This window comes from Paenarthrobacter sp. NPDC089988 (genome assembly GCF_044748465.1).
Taxonomy (GTDB): domain Bacteria; phylum Actinomycetota; class Actinomycetes; order Actinomycetales; family Micrococcaceae; genus Arthrobacter.
This window is the reverse complement of record NZ_JBIVGD010000033.1, coordinates 1-21,929: the sequence shown is the minus strand read 5'-3', so window position 1 is coordinate 21,929 and position 21,929 is coordinate 1. Positions and strand designations below refer to the sequence as shown.

16 protein-coding genes and 1 pseudogene are annotated in these 21,929 nt (G+C 62.1%); 6 read left to right on the top strand and 11 right to left on the bottom strand.

The window, feature by feature from the left end; all coding sequences use genetic code 11:
• The first annotated feature begins 165 nt into the window (after positions 1 to 165).
• Positions 166 to 642 (top strand): hypothetical protein, encoded by a 477-nt coding sequence (locus ACIPV6_RS22830; protein ID WP_400273077.1) that lies wholly within the window; start codon positions 166 to 168, stop codon positions 640 to 642.
• A 10-nt stretch (positions 643 to 652) separates the two neighbouring features.
• Here the strand turns inward: ACIPV6_RS22830 and mobF are convergent, their stop codons facing one another.
• The gene (gene mobF / locus ACIPV6_RS22825; protein WP_400273076.1) at positions 653 to 5,065 is read right to left on the bottom strand and encodes a MobF family relaxase; all 4,413 of its coding nucleotides are present in this window, start codon (positions 5,063 to 5,065) and stop codon (positions 653 to 655) included.
• Between the two features lie 405 nt (positions 5,066 to 5,470).
• Here mobF and ACIPV6_RS22820 point away from each other — a divergent pair, with 405 nt between their 5' ends.
• A complete protein-coding gene (locus ACIPV6_RS22820; protein WP_400273075.1) occupies positions 5,471 to 5,917 on the top strand; it encodes a hypothetical protein in 447 nt (148 codons plus the stop codon).
• Here ACIPV6_RS22820 and ACIPV6_RS22815 read toward each other — a convergent pair.
• Genes ACIPV6_RS22815 through ACIPV6_RS22795 form a run of 5 tightly spaced genes read right to left on the bottom strand, consistent with a single transcriptional unit; the run spans position 5,861 to position 7,960 of the window.
• Positions 5,861 to 6,355, bottom strand: a complete 495-nt coding sequence (locus tag ACIPV6_RS22815) for a hypothetical protein (RefSeq protein WP_400273074.1) — start codon at positions 6,353 to 6,355, stop codon at positions 5,861 to 5,863. The two genes, ACIPV6_RS22820 and ACIPV6_RS22815, sit on opposite strands and share 57 nt — an antisense overlap.
• Positions 6,352 to 6,621, bottom strand: a complete 270-nt coding sequence (locus ACIPV6_RS22810; RefSeq protein WP_400273073.1) for a chemotaxis protein — start codon at positions 6,619 to 6,621, stop codon at positions 6,352 to 6,354. The genes ACIPV6_RS22815 and ACIPV6_RS22810 overlap by 4 nt, the downstream gene beginning before the upstream one ends.
• A gap of 37 nt (positions 6,622 to 6,658) precedes the next feature.
• A complete protein-coding gene (locus ACIPV6_RS22805) occupies positions 6,659 to 6,928 on the bottom strand; it encodes a hypothetical protein (RefSeq protein WP_400273072.1) in 270 nt (89 codons plus the stop codon).
• A 13-nt stretch (positions 6,929 to 6,941) separates the two neighbouring features.
• Positions 6,942 to 7,688, bottom strand: a complete 747-nt coding sequence (ssb, locus tag ACIPV6_RS22800) for a single-stranded DNA-binding protein (RefSeq protein WP_400273071.1) — start codon at positions 7,686 to 7,688, stop codon at positions 6,942 to 6,944.
• Positions 7,689 to 7,693: 5 nt separating this feature from the next.
• Entirely contained in the window at positions 7,694 to 7,960 is a 267-nt protein-coding gene (locus ACIPV6_RS22795) for a glutaredoxin family protein (protein ID WP_400273070.1), read from the bottom strand.
• Positions 7,961 to 8,839: 879 nt separating this feature from the next.
• On the opposite strand from ACIPV6_RS22795, the pseudogene ACIPV6_RS22790 reads away from it, so the two are divergent.
• From ACIPV6_RS22790 to ACIPV6_RS22775, 4 genes and pseudogenes are all read left to right on the top strand, one after another.
• A pseudogene (locus ACIPV6_RS22790) lies at positions 8,840 to 9,925 on the top strand (RCC1 domain-containing protein); the annotation flags it as partial.
• A 198-nt stretch (positions 9,926 to 10,123) separates the two neighbouring features.
• The gene (locus ACIPV6_RS22785; RefSeq protein ID WP_400273083.1) at positions 10,124 to 14,320 is read left to right on the top strand and encodes an RHS repeat-associated core domain-containing protein; all 4,197 of its coding nucleotides are present in this window, start codon (positions 10,124 to 10,126) and stop codon (positions 14,318 to 14,320) included.
• 9 nt (positions 14,321 to 14,329) lie between these two features.
• Positions 14,330 to 14,593, top strand: a complete 264-nt coding sequence (locus tag ACIPV6_RS22780) for a hypothetical protein (protein ID WP_400273069.1) — start codon at positions 14,330 to 14,332, stop codon at positions 14,591 to 14,593.
• Positions 14,594 to 15,159: 566 nt separating this feature from the next.
• Entirely contained in the window at positions 15,160 to 15,750 is a 591-nt protein-coding gene (locus tag ACIPV6_RS22775; RefSeq protein ID WP_400273068.1) for a recombinase family protein, read from the top strand.
• On the opposite strand, the gene ACIPV6_RS22770 is transcribed toward ACIPV6_RS22775, so the two are convergent.
• The 5 genes from ACIPV6_RS22770 to ACIPV6_RS22750 all read right to left on the bottom strand — a co-directional run bounded on the left by ACIPV6_RS22770 (position 15,747) and on the right by ACIPV6_RS22750 (position 21,683).
• The gene (locus tag ACIPV6_RS22770) at positions 15,747 to 16,697 is read right to left on the bottom strand and encodes a TniQ family protein (protein WP_400273067.1); all 951 of its coding nucleotides are present in this window, start codon (positions 16,695 to 16,697) and stop codon (positions 15,747 to 15,749) included. The genes ACIPV6_RS22775 and ACIPV6_RS22770 overlap by 4 nt on opposite strands.
• Entirely contained in the window at positions 16,694 to 17,611 is a 918-nt protein-coding gene (locus tag ACIPV6_RS22765; RefSeq protein ID WP_400273066.1) for a TniB family NTP-binding protein, read from the bottom strand. The genes ACIPV6_RS22770 and ACIPV6_RS22765 overlap by 4 nt, the downstream gene beginning before the upstream one ends.
• Complete coding sequence (locus tag ACIPV6_RS22760; RefSeq protein WP_400273065.1) at positions 17,605 to 19,293, bottom strand: Mu transposase C-terminal domain-containing protein; 1,689 nt, start codon at positions 19,291 to 19,293, stop codon at positions 17,605 to 17,607. Before ACIPV6_RS22760 ends, ACIPV6_RS22765 begins: the two co-directional genes overlap by 7 nt.
• Positions 19,294 to 19,714: 421 nt before the next feature.
• Positions 19,715 to 20,068 carry a hypothetical protein gene (locus ACIPV6_RS22755; protein WP_400273064.1) on the bottom strand — a complete coding sequence of 118 codons (354 nt, stop codon included), beginning with the start codon at positions 20,066 to 20,068 and terminating at the stop codon, positions 19,715 to 19,717.
• 274 nt (positions 20,069 to 20,342) lie between these two features.
• Positions 20,343 to 21,683, bottom strand: coding sequence for a ParB/RepB/Spo0J family partition protein (locus ACIPV6_RS22750; RefSeq protein ID WP_400273063.1), 1,341 nt, complete (start codon positions 21,681 to 21,683; stop codon positions 20,343 to 20,345).
• Positions 21,684 to 21,929: the final 246 nt, after the last annotated feature.

Below are 21,929 nucleotides of genomic sequence, written 5' to 3'. Positions count from 1 at the left end.
TGGCGTTACTCGACCGTGCAACGGCCAGGTAACTGAAGCTTCAGAGTGTCTCCTTGCCGTGGCGTGCGTACCAGAGCCGCTGATCGTGTGATTCCCCGGTTCTGAGCTTGGACCGGCTGTTGTCGGTCCCCCGTCTTCCGGAGCAGGATCCGATAAAGTCGCTCAATGAGCAGCGGTGTCGATAACCTTCAGATCGTCAACAGAACGCCTGTACGCAAGCGCAAGTACTGGTCCCCGACCTACGAGAGCTCGTCCGATTTCGTGAAGCCATGGTGGGGGGAAACGTACGGGAGCGAACCGCCGGCCGAGGAACACTGGGTGTCAATCCTCCTGCTCAGCGGCCGGGAAGTCGCACGCTGCAAATACGTCCTGACAGGTCCTGACACGCACCCTGTCCTCGGCGATCTCCCGCACGGGCAGCTCGACATCCTCGCCTTCGAGGTCGCTGTCCCTATGCGTCGGAACGGGATTGGCCGCAAGACACTGCAGGTGATCCGGGTCCAGAACCCGCTGCCGCGCATGACTGCCCTGAACGATAACGCCGAATCCAGGAAATTCTGGGATGGAATCGGCTGGATCAGGCACGAGTCACCCCACCCCCTATTGAGGGGCGGAGAACGCGTGACCTATTCCGAGCCGTGATCCGTGGCGGTTAGAGTTCGCGTCCCTGATCGTGCTGTTGCTGGCGCGCCTGCGCTGCTGCACGCTCGGCCTGCTTTTGGGCGGCTTCTTTCTGCGCGGGGGTTTGCTCGGTCTGGGGTTGTGCCTGTTGTTGCGCCGCGATCCGTGCGGCGTTCCGTTCGGCCGTGATTTTTTCCAACCGGCTGCGGAGTCGTGGTTTCTCGGTCTGTTCGGGGGTGATGGCGGCTGGTTCTTGGACGTTGGCTTGCCGGTCCGTGTCGGTTGCGCGCTGCGCGGGTGCTTCGGGGGCGTGGGTGTTTTTGTTGCGTTCGACCGCGCGCAGGGCGTCCCGTGTCCGGTCTTCTTCGGTGGTGTGGTCGGGCAGGGCGTGTGAGCGTTTGGAGACGGTGACTGCCTGGTTGTGGAGTTGTTGGCCGACTTCTTCGTTTCTAAACCGTTCTGGCACTGGTGTGGCCTCCGTTTCGGGAACGTTGTAGCGGGCGCGGAACATTTCGATGCTGGCTGCGGTGTCGCGCCATTGCTGGTTGGCGTCGGGGCGGGCCGGGAGGGGGCCGAGTTTCTGTGCCCATTCCGGTGGTGTGGCGGCCAGGAGGTGGCCGCGTTCGTCGAAGCGTGCGGCGAGGACTTCGCGGCGTGCTGTGAGTTCTTCCTTCCAGGGCTGCGGCAGGTACGGGCTTGTCGCCGCGTGTGCGGGGGCGAGCCATTCCGGCAGCCGGTCCGGTGCCTGCACCGGGGTGGCGGGGCGTGGTGTGAGGGTGCGGAGGCGTTCCTCTGCGCGGGCGCGGGCGGCGATCGTTTCGTGTGCCCAGGCACGCTGGGTGCTGGCCGCTGCGGCGGGGTTGCGACCGTGGGCTGTGCGGGTGCCGCGTTCGGTGGTTTCTGTTGTGCGCTGGGATTCTTTGAGCTGCTGGGTGCGGATCCGGTGTTCTTTCTGGAGTGCGCGCAGTTGCTGGTGGGCGCCGCGGGCCTGTGCGGGGTGGTTGATGGTTGAGGTTTCCCGTGCGGTGAACCTGGTGGCGAAGATCCGGCGTTCAAGTTCGGCGTCGGTGAGGTTGCCGTGCCGGCGGTTGGTCCAGTGGTCAGCTGGTTGGGGTCCTTGGACGGCGGCTGCTTCACGGGCGGCCCGGGCGCCGGCTTCGGCTTCGGACCGGAGGGTGGCCAGCTGGGAATCGGTGAGGCCCTGCAGGGGGCGTTCGCCTGCTTGGGCGATGAGTTCGGGGGCTTTGTCGATGATCTTTTCCACGCGCCAGGCGAGGACGGCGGAGAGGTCATCGGCGGTTTGGAATTCGCGTTGGCCGGCTGCGGTGCGCAGCAGCCCGGCGGTGTCCCAGCCGTCGTGTTCGGCGTTGGCCAGGTGTGTGGCGACGGCTCCCCAGGACTCGGCCTTGATGAACTCCTCGGCATCCGGTCCGAGGATGTCGCGGGCCATGGCGGCCATGCGCAGGGTGTTGGCTTCGTCGTTGACGTAGCGGTACTGGTCGGCGAGGGTCAGGGGCGAGTTGATGCGTTCGTATTCGGTGGCCATGGCCTCGTGCGCGGAGGTTTCCTGGCTGTGGTTTCCTGCGATGACGGCCAGCACACCGTCCCGGTCCTGGCCTTCCTCGACGGCGACGAACAATACGTTCTCGTCCCGGCCACGGGTTGCGGCGACGTAGGCGTTCTCCCGGGTGGTGGAGGCATCGAGGATGGGGATCCCGGCATCGCGGGTCATGCCCTGGGCGCGGTGGGTGGTCAGGGCGTAGCCGAGGTGGACGTGCTCTGCGACGTATGCGGCGGGGAGCCGGATCGTGCCTCCGTGCTCAAGATGACTTACTGACAGGGACCCGTCGTCGTGGGCTTCTTCGACGGTCCAGAGGTCACCGTTTTTGACGATGTCCCGGCCCCGTTTGACCTTCAGGCCGGTGTCGTTCAGCCGGGTCACTATGTGGTCCCCGGCCCAGGCGTGGGAGCCGTCGCGCAGCTGCACGGATGCCCCGGTGCCGGCGACTTGGCCGGTTTCGATCCGGTAGGCCTGGGCGCGTTCGGAGAGGCGTTGGGAGCTTTCGTTGGTCGGTGCCATCATCACCGCGGCGTCGCCCTGGTTGAGGCGGTCCTGCCACAACCCGAACGCCAACCCTTCGACGGTGTCGATGCTTCCGGCCTGGACTCGTCCGTTGCTCTTGTACCAGGCGAACGGGTCGGCTTCGTGTTCGGTGGGGGTGCGCAGGAGCAGTGATGCTTCTGCTTCTTCGGGGCTGTGGAAGCGGTGGATGGTCTCCAGTTCCGTGGCCCCGATTTCGTTGATCAGCAACCGCAGCGCGCCGCCGGCCTGGACGGCGGAGAGCTGCCGGTCGTCCCCGATGAGGCGGACCAGTCCCCCGCCGGCTTCCACGGCACGGACGACGTCGGCGAGTTTCCCGGTGCCCTGCATCCCGGCCTCGTCAACGATCACGAGGGTGCCCGGGGTGATGGTGAAAGCCTCGCTGGAACTGGTCAGGAACTTGTCCGTGGTCGCGGCGGTGATTCCGAGCTGTTCGCCCAGGTTCGCAGCGGCCACGGCTGATGGTGCGAGGCCGATGACCCTGCCGCCGGCGTGCGTGACAGCAGCCCGGACCAAGCCCATGGAAGAGGATTTGCCGGTGCCGGCGGCGCCGATCCCGACGGCCAGGAGCTTTGATGAGGTGGCGAATTGCCGGGCCAGTTCGATCTGCCCGGGATCCAGCGGGTGGGACTTCTCCCCCGTGGCCACCGCGAGGTTGTAGGCTTCGACGGCGGCGGTGAAGTCCTGTATGGATGCTGCCGGGATGACATCGCGTGTGCCGGCACGCAGGAGCAGGTTTTCGTCTTGAAGGATCTTCGTGGAGGTGTACCGGGTGTCGGTGCGGTGGTTGAAGTCCGCTGTTCCGGCGTTCCGGGTGAGTGCTTCGAACCGTCCGTGTACCTGGTCCGGGGTGATACGCACCGAGACGGTGGCCAGGCTGTGGGAGACCACGTGTTCGATGGTTCCGGCCGGGACCGGTCCGTGGTTGACGGCGTATTCGCGGGCCCAGCGGTTGGTCTCGGCCATGACGTTCTGCGCCGTCCAGGTGGAGCGTTTGTCCGAGACGGCTGCGACGATCTGACGGGCGGTGGCGTCAATATCAATCCCCGTGACGGCGGGGCGGCGGGTCCGGGAACGGGCGCCGGTGATGCGTTTGAGGTCCTTGCCCGTGTACAGGGTCGCGGCTTCCTGCCGCCACGCTTTGGCCTGTTCGGCGAGGGTTTTGGGTTTGTCTTTGTCGGGCCGGGTGTCCAGTGTTGCCGCTTGGGCGAGTTTGACCAGGGCTGCTTGGTCGGGGCTGTGGCCGTGCTGTTCCTCGTAGGCCTGGCGCAGTTCGGCCAGGCTGGACCGGATGCCTGCGCTGCGTTTGGAGAACAGGGTGGTCAGTTCCCGCGGGACGGACGCGACTTCCATGACGGGCTGCTTGGAGCCGTTCACGGTGCGGGCTTCGAACTGGACACCGTGGTCTTCGAGGTAGGCCTGGATTTGGGTGTTGTAGTGCTCAGAGACGGCCACCGCGGAACGGTGCAGGAGCTTGCCGTCGATGCTCTTCCAGTTCCCCTGCAGGTCCTGGACCTTGTTGGAGACCACGAGGTGGGTGTGCAGGTTCGGGTCCCCGAGGCGGGAATCGTGGTGCCGGAACGCCGTGGCTGTGAGTCCGGATTTGATGGAGGTCTGGGCGATGCCGTTGGTGCCCAGGCGGGTGGCGAGGGCGTGGGTTTCCAGGTACTCCACGGACTGCTTCAACGCGGACTGGTGGGCTTCTTCGACCAGTCGGCGGGTGTCGGCGTCCCCGAGGGCCCACAGCACGGAGATGCTTTTGACGGGGGTGAAGGTCAGGTCGTATCCGGCCACGGCGTTCTGTTGGGGACGCAGTTGCGCGGTGATGTACTTGCCCAGTTCCTCCTTGGTGGCGGGCGGGCGGCCGTGTCCTTCACGGAACATCAGAGCCCCGGCGGTGGCCCGGATGCGGTGCCGTTCGGCCGCGGTGGGCTTGCGGCCCTGCAGGCGTTCGAAGTCGCTCTCACGGACACGGATGGCCTGTGCCAGGGTGTTGTCTTTGGGTGCGTAGTCGTAGTAGCGGCGGCCCAGTTTCGCCTCCGCCTGGGCGGCTTTCTCCGCCTTCTTGGCAGGCAGTCCTTCGACGAGTTTGGCGGCGAGTATGGCTTCGTACTGGGGGTGCCGGCCCTGCCCGAACAGGTTGGCCATCTGGGCTTCGGTGACGTTCCCGGAGACACCCAAGGCTTCGGCTCCGCGCCCCAGCCACTGCCCCGGTGGGAGTCCTTGGGTGGTGTAGTAGTCGCCCAGTTGGCGGTCGGCTGCGCGCAGTTCATCACCGCTGGCGGTCTCCTGCGTGTAGTACAGGTAACCGGTGCCAGCACTGAGAACGTGCAGCGACATCATGACCCCGATCCTACCGGGATCGGCCTCATTTATTCGAAATGCAAGAGGTGTGACTGGATTTGGCGTTTTGAGGGTGATGCGAGCTGGCGAGTATCGGTTCGAAAAACGTCAGATTTGGGTCCATCAGTGATGATGCGAGTATCCACATGAAAAGCGTCAGCTTTGATTGTTGATACTCGCTGGCAGGGGTTATGCACAGCCCGTCCAACACCTGAGGTTCGCTGCTTGCCCAGGGCAGGTTGTGTGTAACCCCTGCCAGCGCGCGCCGCGCACCCGGGCCGCCCCGCCGGCCGCCCCGGGTTGACCATGAATGGGGTTCTAACCGTTAGGTTTCCGGGCGGGCCGGGGGCTTCTGCAAGAATGGGGTCCGGGCACAAGTGACCGACCACACCGAAGGGGGCCGTGATGGCTGGCAAGACACGCAACACGATGATCGTTCAGGCGCGCCGGAAGACCGAAGAGTTGGCCGCGAAACGGCGCGAACGGGAAGCGACGCTGCAGTCGTTGGCGACCGACTACCACGCGGCAACGATGATGGCCGAAGCCGGTGTTGAAGAAGCCGAACGCCAAGCGGCCGAGCTGATCGCCACGGCGAAGAAGAACGCGGCCGCGGCCGTGGATGATGCGAAGGAGACGGTCCGGAAGATGCTCGCCACCGGCGAGACCAGGCAGGGCATTGCCGAGCTGCTGGACGTCAGCGTTTCCTACGTCCGGAGCATCGACGTGGCCACTGTAAGAAGGGCCAAGGCCGGCGCTGACGCTGGTGCTGCTGCTGGGGCTGTCGCCGCAGAGGTTTCAGAAGAGCGTGGGGGCGTCGGGGTCGTGTCCGGACATGAGGGGTCGGATCGCTGATTCCTCCCACCCGTGTTCTTTGAGCGCGTCACGGAGTTGCCGCGACCGGGCGGTGAAGTTAGCGCGGCCGACGCCACGCCAACGCCACGAATGGGCGTTGGCGTGGCGTCTCTTTTGTGACCGGTCCTTCAGGTTCTCGGCCTGGGTGCCGGGGAACAGATGACTGTCCGCTCCCCCGGTGGCGCGGACGCAGAGAGGAATGTCGCAGGAGTGCAGGAGCTTGGTGTCGGGGTGCAGCTGTTCACCGGTCAGCAGCAGGTGTGCGAAGCGCTGGGGCCGGAGGGCTTGTTGGCCGGTCGGGGTTTTGATCCAGAACCGGCCATAGCCGTCATCACCGACCGCGCCGGTCCACAGCCAGCAATCATTCTCCCGCGGTCCTTTGATGACCTTTGACCAGAAACGGGCCTCGTCCCGCGTCACGGACGATGCCGGGTTCACCAGCGACGCCAGCGCCGCCAGCGGCGGTCCAAACGGTTCGCGGCGACGAAGAAGGCGGCCATGAACAGTGCCGGCGGCACTGCCTGGAGCAGGCTCTGGCCGAGCCAGGCCACGACAGCTGTGATCAATGCGATGACGCCGGCGCCCTTGCAGAGGAAGATCAAGAGGCCTTGGCCGGCGGCCACCGGATGAGTGAGCGCGTAGATGACCCAGCCGCCCAGGGCAACAGCGGCGAACGTCGCGAGGAAGATCAGAACGACGGCCATGGTGATCCCCTCACAATCCACTGTTGGAAGGTGGTGGTCATTGCCGGTCCTCCCTCGCAGCGGTTTCGGCGCGGGTGCGGCGTCCCGGGCGCATGCCGCCGGCTTTCACGCCCTCCCACGGTTTGCCGCTGTTGTACTTCCGCTGGGCACGCCGCAGTTCCCGTTTCACGGCGGCTTCGACGAAGTCATTCGCCGAACCATAACCCTCCAGCACGCCAACATTCTTCACGACGGCGCGGATCTGTTCCGCGTCGTCCTGGGTGAACTTGGCGCTGATGGAATTGTCATCCCGTCTAGCCTGCTGCACGGTCCTTCCCTGCTCAACGTTGGGCCCGGTCAAGAGCTGCTCTCTGGTACCGCAGCGACACAGCAACGTCCTCCACCACCAGCTCCCGCACTGTCCTTGCCTGCCGGTCCTTGCCCTGGAAGGTGCGGGACTTGATTCTGCCCACAGCAATGACCCTGACACCCTTGGTCAGGGATGCGGAAGCGTGGCGGGCGGTGTAGTTCCAGGCACTGGCACGCAGGAACACCGTCTCACCGTCCTTCCACTGCTGGGTGGTCTCGTCGTAAACCCGGGGCGTGGAAGCGATGGTGAAGTTCGCAACCACCGAGCCCGACCCCAACTCCTTCAGCCGGGGGTCGGCGACGAGGTTACCGATCACGGTGACGGACTCCCCCGCCGGATTACCAGCGTGTGATGCCGGTGCTTCCGTGGGCTCGGCCACCGGCTCCGCATCGCCTTGGGTTTCATCCTCGTCGACGTCCCCACTGCCGGTCCCGCCCGGAAGGTCGTGCGTGGCGGGAGTGTCGGTGAAGGGGTATCCGAGGGAGGTGCCCAGCGGCCAGTCCGGAAGACCTGGCACAACAACGGCGTCGCCGGCCGCCGGGGCGGTGCCATGGTCCTCGCCGGCGGCGGCATCGTTGTAGGGGTCAGTGACGGGGACATTGATCCTGGCTGAGGGGTTGGCGATCCGGCCGAACTCTTCGAGGTCGTCTTGCCGGCGCCCGCTGAGCCGGAACCGTTCCTCTGCCTCCCAAGCCTTGAAGGCTTCCGTGCTGGTCATGGGGGTCACGCTGCCTTGCGGCGCAGTGCCGCCTGGGTGAGCTTGTCCATGCGGATCCCGGACCAGCGATCGGTTCCGTCAGCGCTGACAACCACGGGCGCCTCGCTGTAGCCAAGGTCTTCGCTGATGAACTCCAGCGCGGCTGGCACTTTAGTGATGTCCACCGCGGTGTAGGTGATGCCTTTGCGGTCGAAGTACGCCATGGTCTTGTCGCAGTTCGGGCAGCCAGGCTTGGTGTAGACCGTGTAGTCAGGGGTTGAAGAAGAAGTCATTGTCAGTCCTACGTTTCGTATCAGTTCTGGTTTCGTTCGTCTGGTCGACTTGATACCTCCATTCTACCGTTTATTCAGGTAGATAAACAGTGATTTTGCCTCTAGAAATAAGGGTTTTTGGCTGCTTTCTTGCTGCCCGTAAAGTACGCATAGCAGGTGGTTTGATTGGTTATCTGTCATTTTCCGAAGCTGATTGCAAAAAAATCCAAAGTCCCCTGCACTTGGCCTCTTGGGATGGGATTGTGAGCAAAAGAGATGTTCCGTGCAGAATAGCGGGCAACCAGATTTCAGTAGTCGTCTGCAACCCGAACATAGGGGTCTTGAGCATGCGCGATCATTAGGATAACTACTCGCGGGTGCCGTGCCGGCACCTGCCCTGGCGTCGTCCCGGCTGAAGAAACCATTACGAGGCGGCTGGTGGGCCGGCCGGTCGTGGATTGACCCATGGGAAAGTCAACCGCTAGCTCTTGAAGCCATGTATTTACGCCACGGAATTCGATGTCTTTGAACATGGTCTCGCCTTAGCTCTCACGAGCCTGCGCTACAACCTGTTTGGATGTTTTCTCGCTGGTGGTCCGGCTGAAGGAACCATCCTCCGGCGTCGGCATGGTCGGCCGATATGGGCTTTCTCGTAGGAAGTACCCTGCCGGGAACGCGCTATGAAGGGATCCACCCGAATTAGTCCACGCCTGAATTCCCTCTGCATGATTTGGAAGAGTCGGCGAGCCGATACATGGTCCGCCGCAGGAATGCCAAGAAGGTGCGCCTTGATCGTGATGAACAACGGTCATAGTGGAACAAATAGCCCGGATCTGCTCTAGACAAATCTCGTCCCGCTCTGAAATGCTGCTCCCCACTAGCTCATGAAATGGGGATGGCATGTCTGGTTTGGGGTCATTTCGTCTGCGGTTTTTCGGTCTCTTGGTTGTTTTGTCGACAACCCTGCTGACGGTTCCGGGGCCATCTGCGTCGGCGAGTCCCTCGAGGCCTCAACCTCCAGATGCACCACTGACGATAGTGGCCGCAGCCGAGAAGCGGCCCATACAGGACTTGGGCCCATTGGCTGGGTGGGCAGCCCCCGTGGCACGGACGTCACACCGTCGGATTTCACCTCAAGCAATGCCGAGTCTTCAAAGTGGCGCGCTTGCGCCCTTTGAGACCGTCGGCAGTGAGGGTGTCGGAATTGCCGGATGGGGTGCCAACTTCATGGGCGACCTTGGCAGGGGCACGGGCGGTGTTACGGTCGACCGTCCGGCCCCCGCGGGAAGCGGTGATCTTGAAGGTGCCAGTCTGTCGACGGTTTCCATTAACACCGGCGGGTACACCAACTGCGCGGTCAAAGCCGGGGAGATCTATTGCTGGGGCGATGGTTGGAGTGGACAACTTGGTAACGGCACGACGTCTACTTCCACTGTCACACCAACAAAAGTGGACATGAGTGGCGCACTGGCGGGAACCACCGTCACCAAGTTGGTCACTAGTGCCACGAGCGTTTGCGCAGTTGCCAGCGGGAAGGCTTACTGCTGGGGCAACCAATGGGTTACCGGCGGAAGTGAGGACAGCGCTGTTCCCGTGGCGATTGACACGACTGGAGTGCTGGCCGGCAAAACAGTGACCGACATTGCCGTCTTGGACTTTGCCGCCTGCGTCATTGCCGACGGCAAACCATACTGCTGGGGCTACCCATCCTCGGGAGAACTAGGTAACGGGCAAGACGACATCCCAGAGCAATTTCCCGTTGCTGTTGACGTTTCAGGCGTCTTGGCTGGCAAGGACTCCACAAGGATTAGCGGTAGGAGCAATACTCTCTGCGTTCTCGCGGAAGAAAAGGCATACTGCTGGGGAAGCAACAGCACCGGACAGCTCGGTGACGACCTGACCACGGACTGGTCGAATGTTCCGGTTGCTGTCGGCGGAGCCCTAACCGAAATGACCGTTACTGACATCAGCGTCGGCAGCGGCGGCACATGCGCCGTCGCGGACGAGCAAGCGTTCTGCTGGGGTATAGGTGTCAACGGTACCCTCGGGACAGGGATTGTGTATGACTATCCAAGTCATCCGATTCCGCTGCAAGAATCTCTTCCCACACCTGTCGACGCGTCCGGCGTTCTTGCTGGAAAGGCAGTTACCCAAATTTCAACTGGGTCTGACTACAGTTGTGCATTGGCTGATGGGAAGCCCTACTGCTGGGGCATAAATCGGTACAGCAGCCTCGGTGCCGCCGTCGCCCCGGACACCATAAGCTGGTCCCCCGTTGAGATCGACGTCAGCAGCACCGTACTGCAGGGAAAGGCCCTTACCGGGATCACCATAAGCTCCAACAGTACGATCATCACTTACACGCCTGCACCCGTGGGGTGGGTGAACCTGGAACTCACCCCCGGTTTGGATCACACTCTTACGTCGACGGGCACCTATCACGGGGACACCACAGGCCTCTACACGTATTTCTACAACATGTCCGCCACAGGCGGTCCAACCAGGATCGCAACCTGTACCACGGCCACCACCTGTACGTGGTCCGGACCTCCGGGCGAACAGCCCAGCACTTATCTGGCGGTTGTCGCCGAACCATACACCGGTGACGCCATGGCACCAATGATTCGCGCCATGTCCTACCCGGTAACCTCGCCGCCATGGAGCGTCAGCCTTGCCGTCTCCGGAAGCACCGTGACCGCGACAGCGAACTACACAACAACAAGCACCGGGTTCAGTATCGAGATCTACGATCTGTCGCAGACCGGCAGCCCGAGGGTCGGCACCTGCTCGTCAGGATCGACCTGCGGAATCACCCCCACTGCTGTCGGGCACAGGTACATCGCCACTGTCGGCGGGACCGGGATGTCCTTCCCCCCGAGCCCACTGATTGCAACGTCAAACACTGTCGGCACCGCCGGGCCGACCGGTGCCTTCGAGACAGCAGGGGGGTCCAACCCGGCCGAACTAAATGATTGCTACTCGTGCGTCGGCGACCCGATCAATACGTCGAACGGTGAATTCTTCGAGACTGAAGAAGACATCCTCGTCCCAGGCCGCGGACCTGACCTGGCACTGTCCCGGACCTACTCCTCTCAACGGGCCTCCATCGATGGCCGCTTCGGATACGGATGGACAGACCCGTACTCCATGGCAGTAATCGAAGAGACCGGCGGGGATGTGCAGATCCACCAGGAAAACGGCTCACGAGTCACCTTCCAACACTCTGGCTCAGGCACCTACACAGCCTCGTCACATGTACTTGCCACCCTCGTGAAGAACGTGGACAACTCCTGGACGTACACGCGACGGAACAAGGAAATCTTCCACTTCGACCCCACAGGTCGGCTGCATGGGATCGAAGACCTGAACGGCAATCTCCTCGTCCTGTCGTGGGACACAGCCGGTCAGCTGACAACGGTCACCGACAGCAGCGGCCGAACCATCACATTCACCTACCACCCCAACGGCAAAGTTGCCACCGCAACCGACCCCGCAGAACAAGTCGCCAGTTACACCTACGACCTGGCCGGGCGGCTTGAATACGTCTCGCTTCCCGGAGACCGATCCACCACCTACGCATATAACCCCGCCAATCTCATCATTTCAGTGATCGACTCCCGCGGCGCCGAGGTCACCAACACCTACGACGAGGCTCGCCGGGTGACCAAGCAGACCACTGCAGCGGGTGACCTGACGTTGGCTTACACCGTCAACAGCGGCGACGAGATCACCACCATCACTTCCCCAGCAGGGCGAATCACCAAAGAAATCTACCGCGCTGGCCAAATGATCGAGCGGATCGTCGGGGCAGGAACCACCTCAGAAGCCTCCTGGACCTACACCTACGACGCATCCACCTTCGCCAAAGCCACGGTGACCGACCCCTTGAACCGCACGAGTTCCGCCACTTACGACTCCCGCGGCAACAAACTCAGTGCAACAGATATTGGTGGCGGAACCACAACCGCCACCTATGATTCCCTCGACAACGTACTGACCAGCACGAACCCTGCAGGGACAACCACCACATTCACCTACGACACATCAGGAAACCGCCTTACGGCTTCCACGCCTTTGACCGGTACCAGTCAATCAGCGGACGTCGCCTACACCTACGGCGACACAGCCCACCCCGGAGACCTCACTGGCCTAACCGATGCCAACGGCCACACCACTACTTTTGACTACGACACACACGGCAATCGGACAACGACCACGGACGCCCTCGGACGCACAACGACAACCGTTTTTGACGTTCTGGGCAGGAAAACCTCAACCACAACCCCCAGCGGCAAGACCAGCAACTACACGTACACGGCTAGCGGACTCTTGGAAACGGACACCGACGCGCTCGGAAAGACGAGCTACTACTCCTACGACGCCGGAGGCAAGATCTGGTCCACGACCGACCGGATGGGACGCACGACCTATTACGCGCATGACGAACTCGGCCGGATGACATCGACGACAGCACCGGATAACAGTGTGACGGAAACAGCCTACGACGCCGACGGCAACGTCACTTCCCAAACCGACCAGGCATCCAACGTCACCACGTACGCCTACGATTCAAGAAATCGGCTCACGTCCTCAACAGACGCACTCAACCGAAGCACAACCTACAGCTACGACGCTGCCGGACAGCTAACCGGTAAGACCGACCCGTCCAACCGGACAACAACCTTCACGTACAACACCGCCGGCGACAAGACTGCCACCAGCTACTCCGACGGGATCACCCCCAACGAAAGCTTCACTTACACGTCACTGCACCAGTTGGCCACCATCACGGACGGCACCGGAACCTCCACGATCACGTATGACTCTCTGGGCCGCCTGACTTCCAAGACCAACGGCGCCGGAAAGACCATCGCCTACGCCTATGACCTCGTAGGCAACATCACGTCCCAGACCTATCCCAACAACCAGCCCGTCACCAGGGCCTACGACGACGCCAACAACCTCGTCTCATTGACGGACTGGCTGAACAACACCACGACTTTCGCAACCAACCTGGACGGCCACCCCGCTACGACCACCTATGCCAACGGCATCACGTCCACCACCACCTACGACGACAATCGGCTAATCACAGGCATCGACGTCGCCAACACGACCGGGACCATCGCAAGCTTTGGCTACACCCGTAACGACAACGGCAACCTCGCCACCTCGTCCACGACTGGCATCACGCAACCTGCCGAAACATACGCGTACACAGACCGTGACGAACTCGCCAGCATCAACACGTCCGACTACGGATACGACCTGTCAGGAAACCCGACCACCCTGGCAAACGGGGCAACCCTTGACTACGACGCCGCCAACCAAGCCACCCAATACACCACCGGCGGCACTTCGACGACAATCACCTACGACAACCAAGGCAACCGGCTCACCGGGCCCGCCCCGACCACCGGAACCTCAACCTACACCTGGAACCAAGCGAACCAGCTCACCACCACCAACGGGACCGCCTTCGGCTACGACGCCACCGGCCTCCGAGCCTCCAGAACACCCTCCACCGGGCCCGCCCAGTCGTACACCTGGGACACAACCCAAACCGTTCCCCTGATGCTCACCGACGGCGCCATAAGCTACATCTACGACGCATCCGGCAATCCCGTCGAACACATCGACTCCAACGGCACGGTGAGTTACTACCACCGCGACCAATACGGTTCCACCAGGCTCCTCACCGACTCCACAGGTGCCACGATCGCAACGTTCACCTTCGACGCGAACGGCAAACCCACAACGAAGACCGGTTCAGGTGACACCGTCCTGCGCTGGAACGGCCAAATACAGGACACAGACACCGGTTTGTACTACCTCAGGGCACGCTACTACGACCCGACCACAGCACAATTTCTCTCTGCGGATCCCTTGGCCTCGATCACTCGGGATATTTACACATATGCCAAGAACAATCCTCTGAACCTTTCCGACCCGCTGGGACTATTCCCAGGGACTGCTGCCTTGGCCGGCCCCATGACAGTTGGCTGCCAGGAGAATCCCAATCCGGAAATGCCGAAAATCCCTACGGCTCCAGTGTATGCATCCTTACCCGTTGGGACTCTTTGTGTATTGGTATGGTGTGAATCCTATGGCTTGATCTGGGGAACTGATGGAATGTACTGGTCGCACGGCACGGGATTTGGACTGGGTCTGGAAGCTAGTATCGGAGGATCAATTCATCTCGGCACGCCGACAGGCCAGGACATTCGAAGTGTCGAAGCGGCGGGTCTATGGGGCGCCGGCTGGGGCGGCGGTATTACCATCGATAGTCCCGAGCGAAGCTGGGGCGCCCAGTTGAGTGGTGGGTTTGGCTTCGGAGGGCACGTCGCCGTGATGTTTACCGACTACTACAAAATCTTCTAAGGAGACGAAATGATCGGCCCAATTCTGCTGGGAACGACATGCGTGCTTTTTGGGCTCCTCATCTATGCCATTTCCGGCCCGTTGTCGCGATGGGCCACCGACTGGCACGTGTATCTCCGTGAAGAACAGAAACCGTCCTACTTTGCCAAGAAGCTACAAACCATTCGAATTGGAGCGATCTGTTTCCTGGCTGCAGGCGGCGCGATGGTGCTCATGGGTTTGCTCGTAGGTCTCATTAGCGGACACTGGACCTGGAGCTCAACAACGGCATAGACAATGCCGGGACAGTTTGGACTGCAAGGAGACACCCTTGAATTTCTCGCCATGCGGACCTGAAGGAAGATGGGGAATTCCTAGGAAAACTGATCTCGAATCAGTTCTCGCGACTTTGTTTGCTTGCATCCAAAGATGGTCTTCTAAACGTGGAGCCGGCATTTACTTAGTTCTCAGCGGCGCAGCTCTATATATGTTCCGAAATTCTTTGGCCAAGGCTGGCGTCGACGGGTGGTCGTCGTGACTTCCCGAAGGATCCAAGTTCAAGACATATGAACACCAACTTCTGTGGTCAAAGGTCGCCGTAGCCGTCGTGGCCATCACAGGCTTGCTCTTCGTGCTGTTCCTCCTGACGGGCAGCAGCCAACTCTGATTACCGAATTCCCTGCGATGATGTCGTCCCAACCGTCTCACAAATGATGGGATACGAGACGTCCCACCCGAGGCTTCGGACGATGGCATGCCACCCCTCCAATAAGTTCGCCACGATTCTCGTAACCATGTATCGAAACCTTCTGGTTGAATCGGCATATACGCCGTCGGTTCCGAGACACTTTGGAGGAGTCATGGCAAAGTTGATCGGCTACGCCCGGGTGTCCACCCGCCCGCAATCCACTGATCGGCAGCAGAGCGATCTGCTGGCCGCCGGCGTCCGACGCGATGACCTCTACATCGATCACGGTGTATCCGGCGCGAAGGCTTCCCGGCCGCAGCTAGACCGGGCAGTCGAAGCCCTGATCGAAGGCGACACCCTGGTCATCACGACATTGGACCGGCTCGGCCGTTCCACCCAAAACATGCTGGCATTCGCCGAAAAGCTACGCGCCAAAGGCGCCGGGTTACGGGTGTTGAACCTTGGCGGCGGCGATGTCGACACATCTACGCCCATGGGCTCCATGCTGTTCACGATCATGGCCGCTCTCGCGCAGATGGAACATGACATCAAGCGGGAACGGATCAACGATTCGGTCAGCAAACGACGTGAGGCCGGTAAGAATCTGGGCGGCAGACCCCGCAGAATCACGGACAGTCAGATACGCAACGCACTTCGCTTGGTGCGTGACGGCGAACCCGCGGCCCAGGTTGCGAGGGATCTTGGAATGTCGCGGGCATCCTTCTACAGGCGGACACGGGGCCTTACCGAGGCCCAGAGCTAGTTTGGACTCCCGTCAGCACCCCCGGGAGGTTGGCATGGCAGGAAGAAGGCTGCGTCCGGGCCGCGTCCGGTGAGGGCGTTGGTTTCGAGCAGGTGGATGGCGGCCGCTGCGGCTCGGAGGGCGAGCAGTTGTGTGGTGGGTTCGTGATCCTCGTGGGTGTGCCATCGTGCCAGGCCCAGGCGAAAGGGAAGGCCGGCTTCGTTCCATGCAGTCATCACCGTTTCCCTCGCGTTCCGATACTCGGTGAGGTTGGCGCAGAGTTCGTCGATGATCGTTCTGAGCAGGTGAAACCAGATTCCCGCGTCAATGTCCGAACCTTGTAGGGCGACCTTTCCCGTGGCCAGTGCTTGCCAGGTTCTGGTGTCCATCGCCAACAGTGCTGGGGCGACAGTCCTTGGCAGTGGTGGTCTGCGCTGCCAGTCCCGGAAATCAATGATCTGGCTGTCACGGGCTTCAAGAAGGCATCCATGCAGGGGACAGCTCAGGGTTACCGGGAGCAGCCAGAGCAATTGGTAGGGGCGGGGTGGGTTTGTCTCCGCGATGCATTGCGGGCATGCTCTCATCCTTGGCAGGGACGGACGCCACGGCAGCCAACGGCTGATCTCGCGGGGCCGAAGTCGTCCTGGCGGGAGCAGCACGGAGAACTGACGAGTGTAGGTCATGAACAGTTGAGGGTCGGGTTCGATGCTGTCCAGAAACCAGGGTGACCAGCCGCTGAGACTCATCTTCCGGATCCGGTCGGCATCGACGCCGGTTCGTTTCGAGAGCTCATGGGGAAGCCGGCCAGGCGGGCTGGTGTCCAGGTCCGCGACCCTGCCCGGCCAGAACCCGAGGTCGGCCACGAGATCTTCAACGGTGGCACTGTACAGAACAGCGATCCTTGCGAGCCATGACGACAGCGCCTCGTCCATGACCGGGGCGGGATGCAAAGGCCATCGCGTAGTCACAGGAGTTGCTGTTCGAAAAGTCTCCGCCGTTCGGTGGGGCCTATATAGTCCGCCAAGGTCAGGGTCCGGTGGTTGATCCTCTCCTCACCGGTCTGGACAGCGACGACCGCGGCCGCCATTAGGAGGTGGGCGAGTTCGCCGATGGTTCCTTCGCTGCGGGCCAGCAGGTATCTGGCCATGTCCTCGGTGTCGATCCGCGAAGGTGAGAGCAGGGGGAAGGAGGCAGCGAAGCTAGCCAGCAACGACCGTGCCTCCATGCCGACGTCCCAGAGCGGCAGGATGAACGGTTCGAACCTGTTCTCGAGCTGATCATCGGATCTGACGGCAAGGTAGGCCTCCCGTGTCCCGACGCCGACCAAAGGAATCCGGAGCTCGTTGCCCAGAAACCGCAGCAGGTTCAAGAACGCACGGCGTTTCTCACCGTTCCCGGCCAAGACGTTGTGGAATTCATCGATCACTAACATCCGGACCCCCACTTGGTGCAGCAATGCGAGTCCCAGCCGTTCGGCCTCGTGCAGACGCCAGTTGGACCGGATAGGTGCGCCGAGTGCTGAGAGCAGCGCGGTGTAGAAGCGGAGTTCCGTGGGTTCCGAGGGCATCTGCATGCACAGGACCGGGATGCTTTCGCCGTCCCGTCCGATGACGGGCGGGTGTCTCCTGCGGAACCGTTCCACGATCATGGACTTGCCGTTGTTTGTCGGCCCAACCACCAGGAGGTTGGGCATGCGTTGTTTCTTGGGCCAGCCGTACAGCACTTCGAGCCGTTCGACGGCTTCCAGGGCCTTTGGGTATCCGATCCACCGGTCCGCGCGAATGCGGGACACCCGCTCCTCCGGCAGCAGTGTCGCCAGTTCGCGGGCCAGAGGGTGCAGATGGGACAAGTCTCCAGGGGCGTTCTTGTCCACGATCACCACTCCTCGATCTGCTCAAAGGGCCGAACGGATCCCTCGTCCGGTGGTTCCGCATCACTTGGAGCATCCGGTGGGGGTGAGAGTTTAGGGGTCTGCTGTTTTGGTTTGTCTGCATCGGTGCCGTGTTTGCGGCGTTCGGTTTCCCTGCGGACGCGTTTGGTTGTTTTCACCGCCATCTCGCTGACCTCGCGCATTTGCCCGATCATTCGGAACAGCGCCGCTTCGTCGACCTGAGCGGCTCCTTGCGCGCGGAGCCGGGTCAGGGCTTGCCGGTGTTCCCACATGCTGATGGGTGGGTTGGCGATCGACCGGTACGGGACTTCGACGTAGTGGCGCCCGTCTGGTTCGAGAACCCAGATCCTGCTGATGTCTCGTGGATCACGCCGGATGATGAAGGGCTCCAGCTCTTCCCTCTGGCTGATCCAGGGTTTCAAGGCATTGGCGAAGTAGCGGACATGGTCGACGAGGAACCCGGCACGGGTCAGGGTGCGGTGAATGACCGGGAGGAAGTCCACGAGGAACGAGGTCGGGTTCGCGACCGTCGCCGGTATCCCGGTGGCCGTGACCCCGTCCGCCCACTTGGCGGCCGGGGTCTGCCCGAGTGTCTGGTGGATGCTGCCGTGATACGTGGCCACTGCCAGCACCATCCACTTTTCCAGTTCGGGCAGTGTCAGGGCGGCCAGCTTTTCCGAGTCGTACTGGCCTCGCTCTGCCGGGTTGGAGAAGGTTGTCCCTGGAAGTTCGTGGATTTTGCGCATGGCCGTGCTGATGACGCGTTCCACGATGCCGCCGTAATGAGGTTGGCCCGGTGGTCTGTAGGACAGCTGGATGTCGTGCTGTTCGCAGCCACGGCGCAGCGCTTCGCTCTTGAATTCCGTCGCGTTGTCCAGATACAACGACTTGGGTTTACCGCTCATCGGCCATTCCATGGCCACGCCGAGTCGCTCTAGCCAGGGACGTTTGTCACCGATGATGCTGGCAAGGCAAAGTCCTACCGAGACGGCAGAAGGCGGTTCCAAGGTGAGGACCAGACCAACGATCGTCCTGCTGAAAACGTCGATGGCCACAGTCAGGTAGGGGCGGCCGATTGATCGGCGTTCGCGTTCATCGACGATGATGACGTCGATGATGGTGTGATCGATCTGCACTTGGTCCAGGATCGAGCGGATTGGTGGTGGTTCCCCGCCGGCGTCTTGCAGCGTCCTTACCGCGTCTTTGCCTTCTCTGCGCCGTCTGACGTCGACGGGGTTGAGCCTCGCGATTCGCCGAGACACTGTGTTTCTTGTCGGCGGCTTCACTCCCTGGGAGGCGCAGGCCCGGACGATTTCCCGGTGGAGTGCTGCCAGGGAGAGTTTCTGTCGTGTGAGGAACCTCCTGCGGATCAGATCCCTCATGATGATCTCGGTCTGTTCGGGTAGGCGGTGACCGCCCTTGCCACCGGTGGAGTGCCTGACGGCAAGGTCAGTCACGAGCCCTGATCCCTGGCGGTACCGGTCCAGCAGCACATAGATCTGGCGGCGTGAAACGCCCAATTCCTCGGCGGCCTGGTCAACGTCGCCGACATGCATGGTGCTTCGCGTGGCCAGCGACCTGATCACAGAAGCACGGTTCTTCGCCTGCTCCCAAGAATCGTCCGACATCGTCAGCTGCCCATCCTCGGCGATCCGACCCTGATCCGGTTCCATGCCTTCCCCTTTTGAACAGGAGTAGCGAACAAAAGCACCATATTGCAGAGGACTACCGACCGGCCAGTGCCCTAGAGTCCTCTTCACAACTCCTGTGCTCACGGGGGCTTTGATGCAGCCAGCTTCGGAAAATGACAGCTGGAAGTAGTCCGGCGGTACTCCCCCGGCTTCTTTAGCAGCTGCCTAGGGCGTTGGGTTCCTGTGCCTGCAGGAGCGGATTCCGTGTGCTCTATGTGTCGTCCCGGCTGGTAAGAAGACGACCACAGCTTGGCTGACCGGATGGCTTAGGTTGTCCCATCGGGAAGGACCGGGATCCGTTTGTTAAAGGGTAAAGGGCCGGCACCGTTGGGTGCTGGCCCTTCGTGTTTTCCCTCTGCAAAAGGAAATCTATGCTCCAGTCTACAAGACGGAGCGGTTGCGGTCAGTCGGGTATTTCCGAGGGCGTCGTCCGGTGTCGGCGCCAGGCCCAGGCAGTGGCCAGGGCGATGGTCGCGCCGGCAATGGTACCGGTGACCAGGCCAGGCATCCCGGCCACGGTCAGTCCGACGAACGGGGCACAGATGGCGGCGATGAAACCGGCGTGGAAGAGACCATTGCCGTCGCCACTGGATTCCAGGGTTCCTCTGGAGAAGGCGAGCATCAATCGGGTCCCTGTGTAGAGGGTGCCGATAATGGCCACGATGGCGAGCACCAGGATCAGGCGGTCAAGGATGGCAGGCAGGCCCGGGAAGATCCCGTTGAGGGAGATCCCTGGGAAGGTCTGCAGGGTTTTCATGGTGACTCCTGTTCGTCGCTTGGAAATGAGCCTAACGGAGCCCTCTGACAAGACCGCGTCGGGTGGGTGCATGCTTGGCCGGCCCCGGGTGGCCGCGGCTCCTTGGCGGCTGGGTGCGTGGTCGCGCTGATTGGCGGTCCGCCGCTGGCGAGTGGGCACATTGGTTCGCCCCGGTGCGGCGGACCGCCCGACGTTTGGAAGCTTCCGGCCGTGTCAGTGGCAAGCGGCCCGGGTCTTGCCGGGCGGTCGGGTTCCGCCCGGCAAGGGTCCCTCGTTAGGCCGCTTCGCTTTCTTCTTCGGCTGGTTTGCCGCTGCCGATGATGATCTGCTCAACCTCCGACGGGGTGTAACCCCACGTAACGAGCTGGTTCAAGTAGTCCCGGTGGCTCTGGACGGGGTTCCGCCATGAATCCTTGGCGATCGTCTTCTCATACCCTGCGCACACCAGCGCGAGCAGGGAGACTTCGGGCCGGGTCGTGGTCTTGGCGACGTGGTCGCGCAGCGGGTTCCACCCCCATGACTTCTCCCCTGTGGTCTTTGCCCCGGCCATGTCGGCGGCGACCTGGCCGTCGTAGCCGCTGGCCGTTTCGGGGTGGTGGGTGAGCGCGTGGACGGTGAAGTACTGCCAGCCCTTCGGCGGCTGCTTCTTCGCCAGCATGGTCTTGACGAACTCACGGCGCACACTCATCGCCGCAGTCATCTTCTTGTTGTTCTCGATCAGGGTTTTCCGTTCGGCTTTCTGTTCCTCGGTCATCGGTCCCTTGTTCGCCGAGGAGGAGCTGTAACGGTCTTTGAAACCGGCGTCCTTCCAGCCGACGATCACCGGCACGGTGGCGCATTCGCCCCGGTAGTCCTGGGTGATGAAGACCGCGTTCGCGTCATCCTCGGTGGCCGGTTCTCCATCGGGCCGGTTCAGGTAGCTGACCCGGGCTGTTTCGTAGTCGTCATAGGCGGGCTGCTCCACGACAGTGACCCCTCCCGCTTCGATCTCGGCAGTGAACGCCGCCAGCATGGCGGCGCGTTCGCGGTCGTCCCGGAGCTGCTGGGCGACGTGGAACAACTGGTCGGGTTCGTCCTGGATCACGGACTCGAGTTCTTGGGTCGCTTCCTCGTCCCCTTCAAACTCGGCCATCAGGAGGGCTTCCTCGATGGTGAGTCCCTTGCCGAGGGCTGCGGTTCCAGCCTCGGAGGCCTTGGCCTTCAACGCTCCCTCGACGGAGGTTTTCGTGCGTCCGGTCTTTTTGGCGATCGCTGCGGCGGAGACACCGATCAGGGACAGCTGGTGATAGGCGTCGGCTTCGTCCGCTTCTGTCAGTTCGGCGCGTTGGATGTTCTCCACGACCTGCGTGACGATTCGTTCGGCTTCTTCGGGGCTGCTGATGATCATCACCGGGATGCTGTCGCGGCCTGCTTTCACGGCTCCGAGGGTGCGGCGTTGTCCCATCAGCACGTGCACCGTGCCGTCATCTTTGCGGTGGGCAATGACCGGTTCCATGACGCCGTGTTCTTTGATGCTAGCGATGAAGTCCGGGGTCAGGGCTGCGTCTTTGCGGACGTTGATGTCCACGGTCAGGGTGGTGGGGTCGAGCATTTCGAGCGTGGGTGCTGCGTTCATGGTTGTGTGTCCTTTGCAGAGGAGTGGGTGAGGGAGCGGCGTGACCCGGCCAGCGGGTTTCTTTCCTCCCCCGATGCTTCTATGTCTTGTCAAGCGTCGAGGAATGGGTGTGGGCGCTGGCCAAGAGACTTCCCTTGCCCTATGTTTTGTCTGGTGGGTGGGGCGCTCGTGGTGAGTGGCCAGCTTCCCCTTTCCCGCCTCGTTGTTTTGGCTGCTGGCGAAGCTTGCGAGCTGTTCCCGACGGAG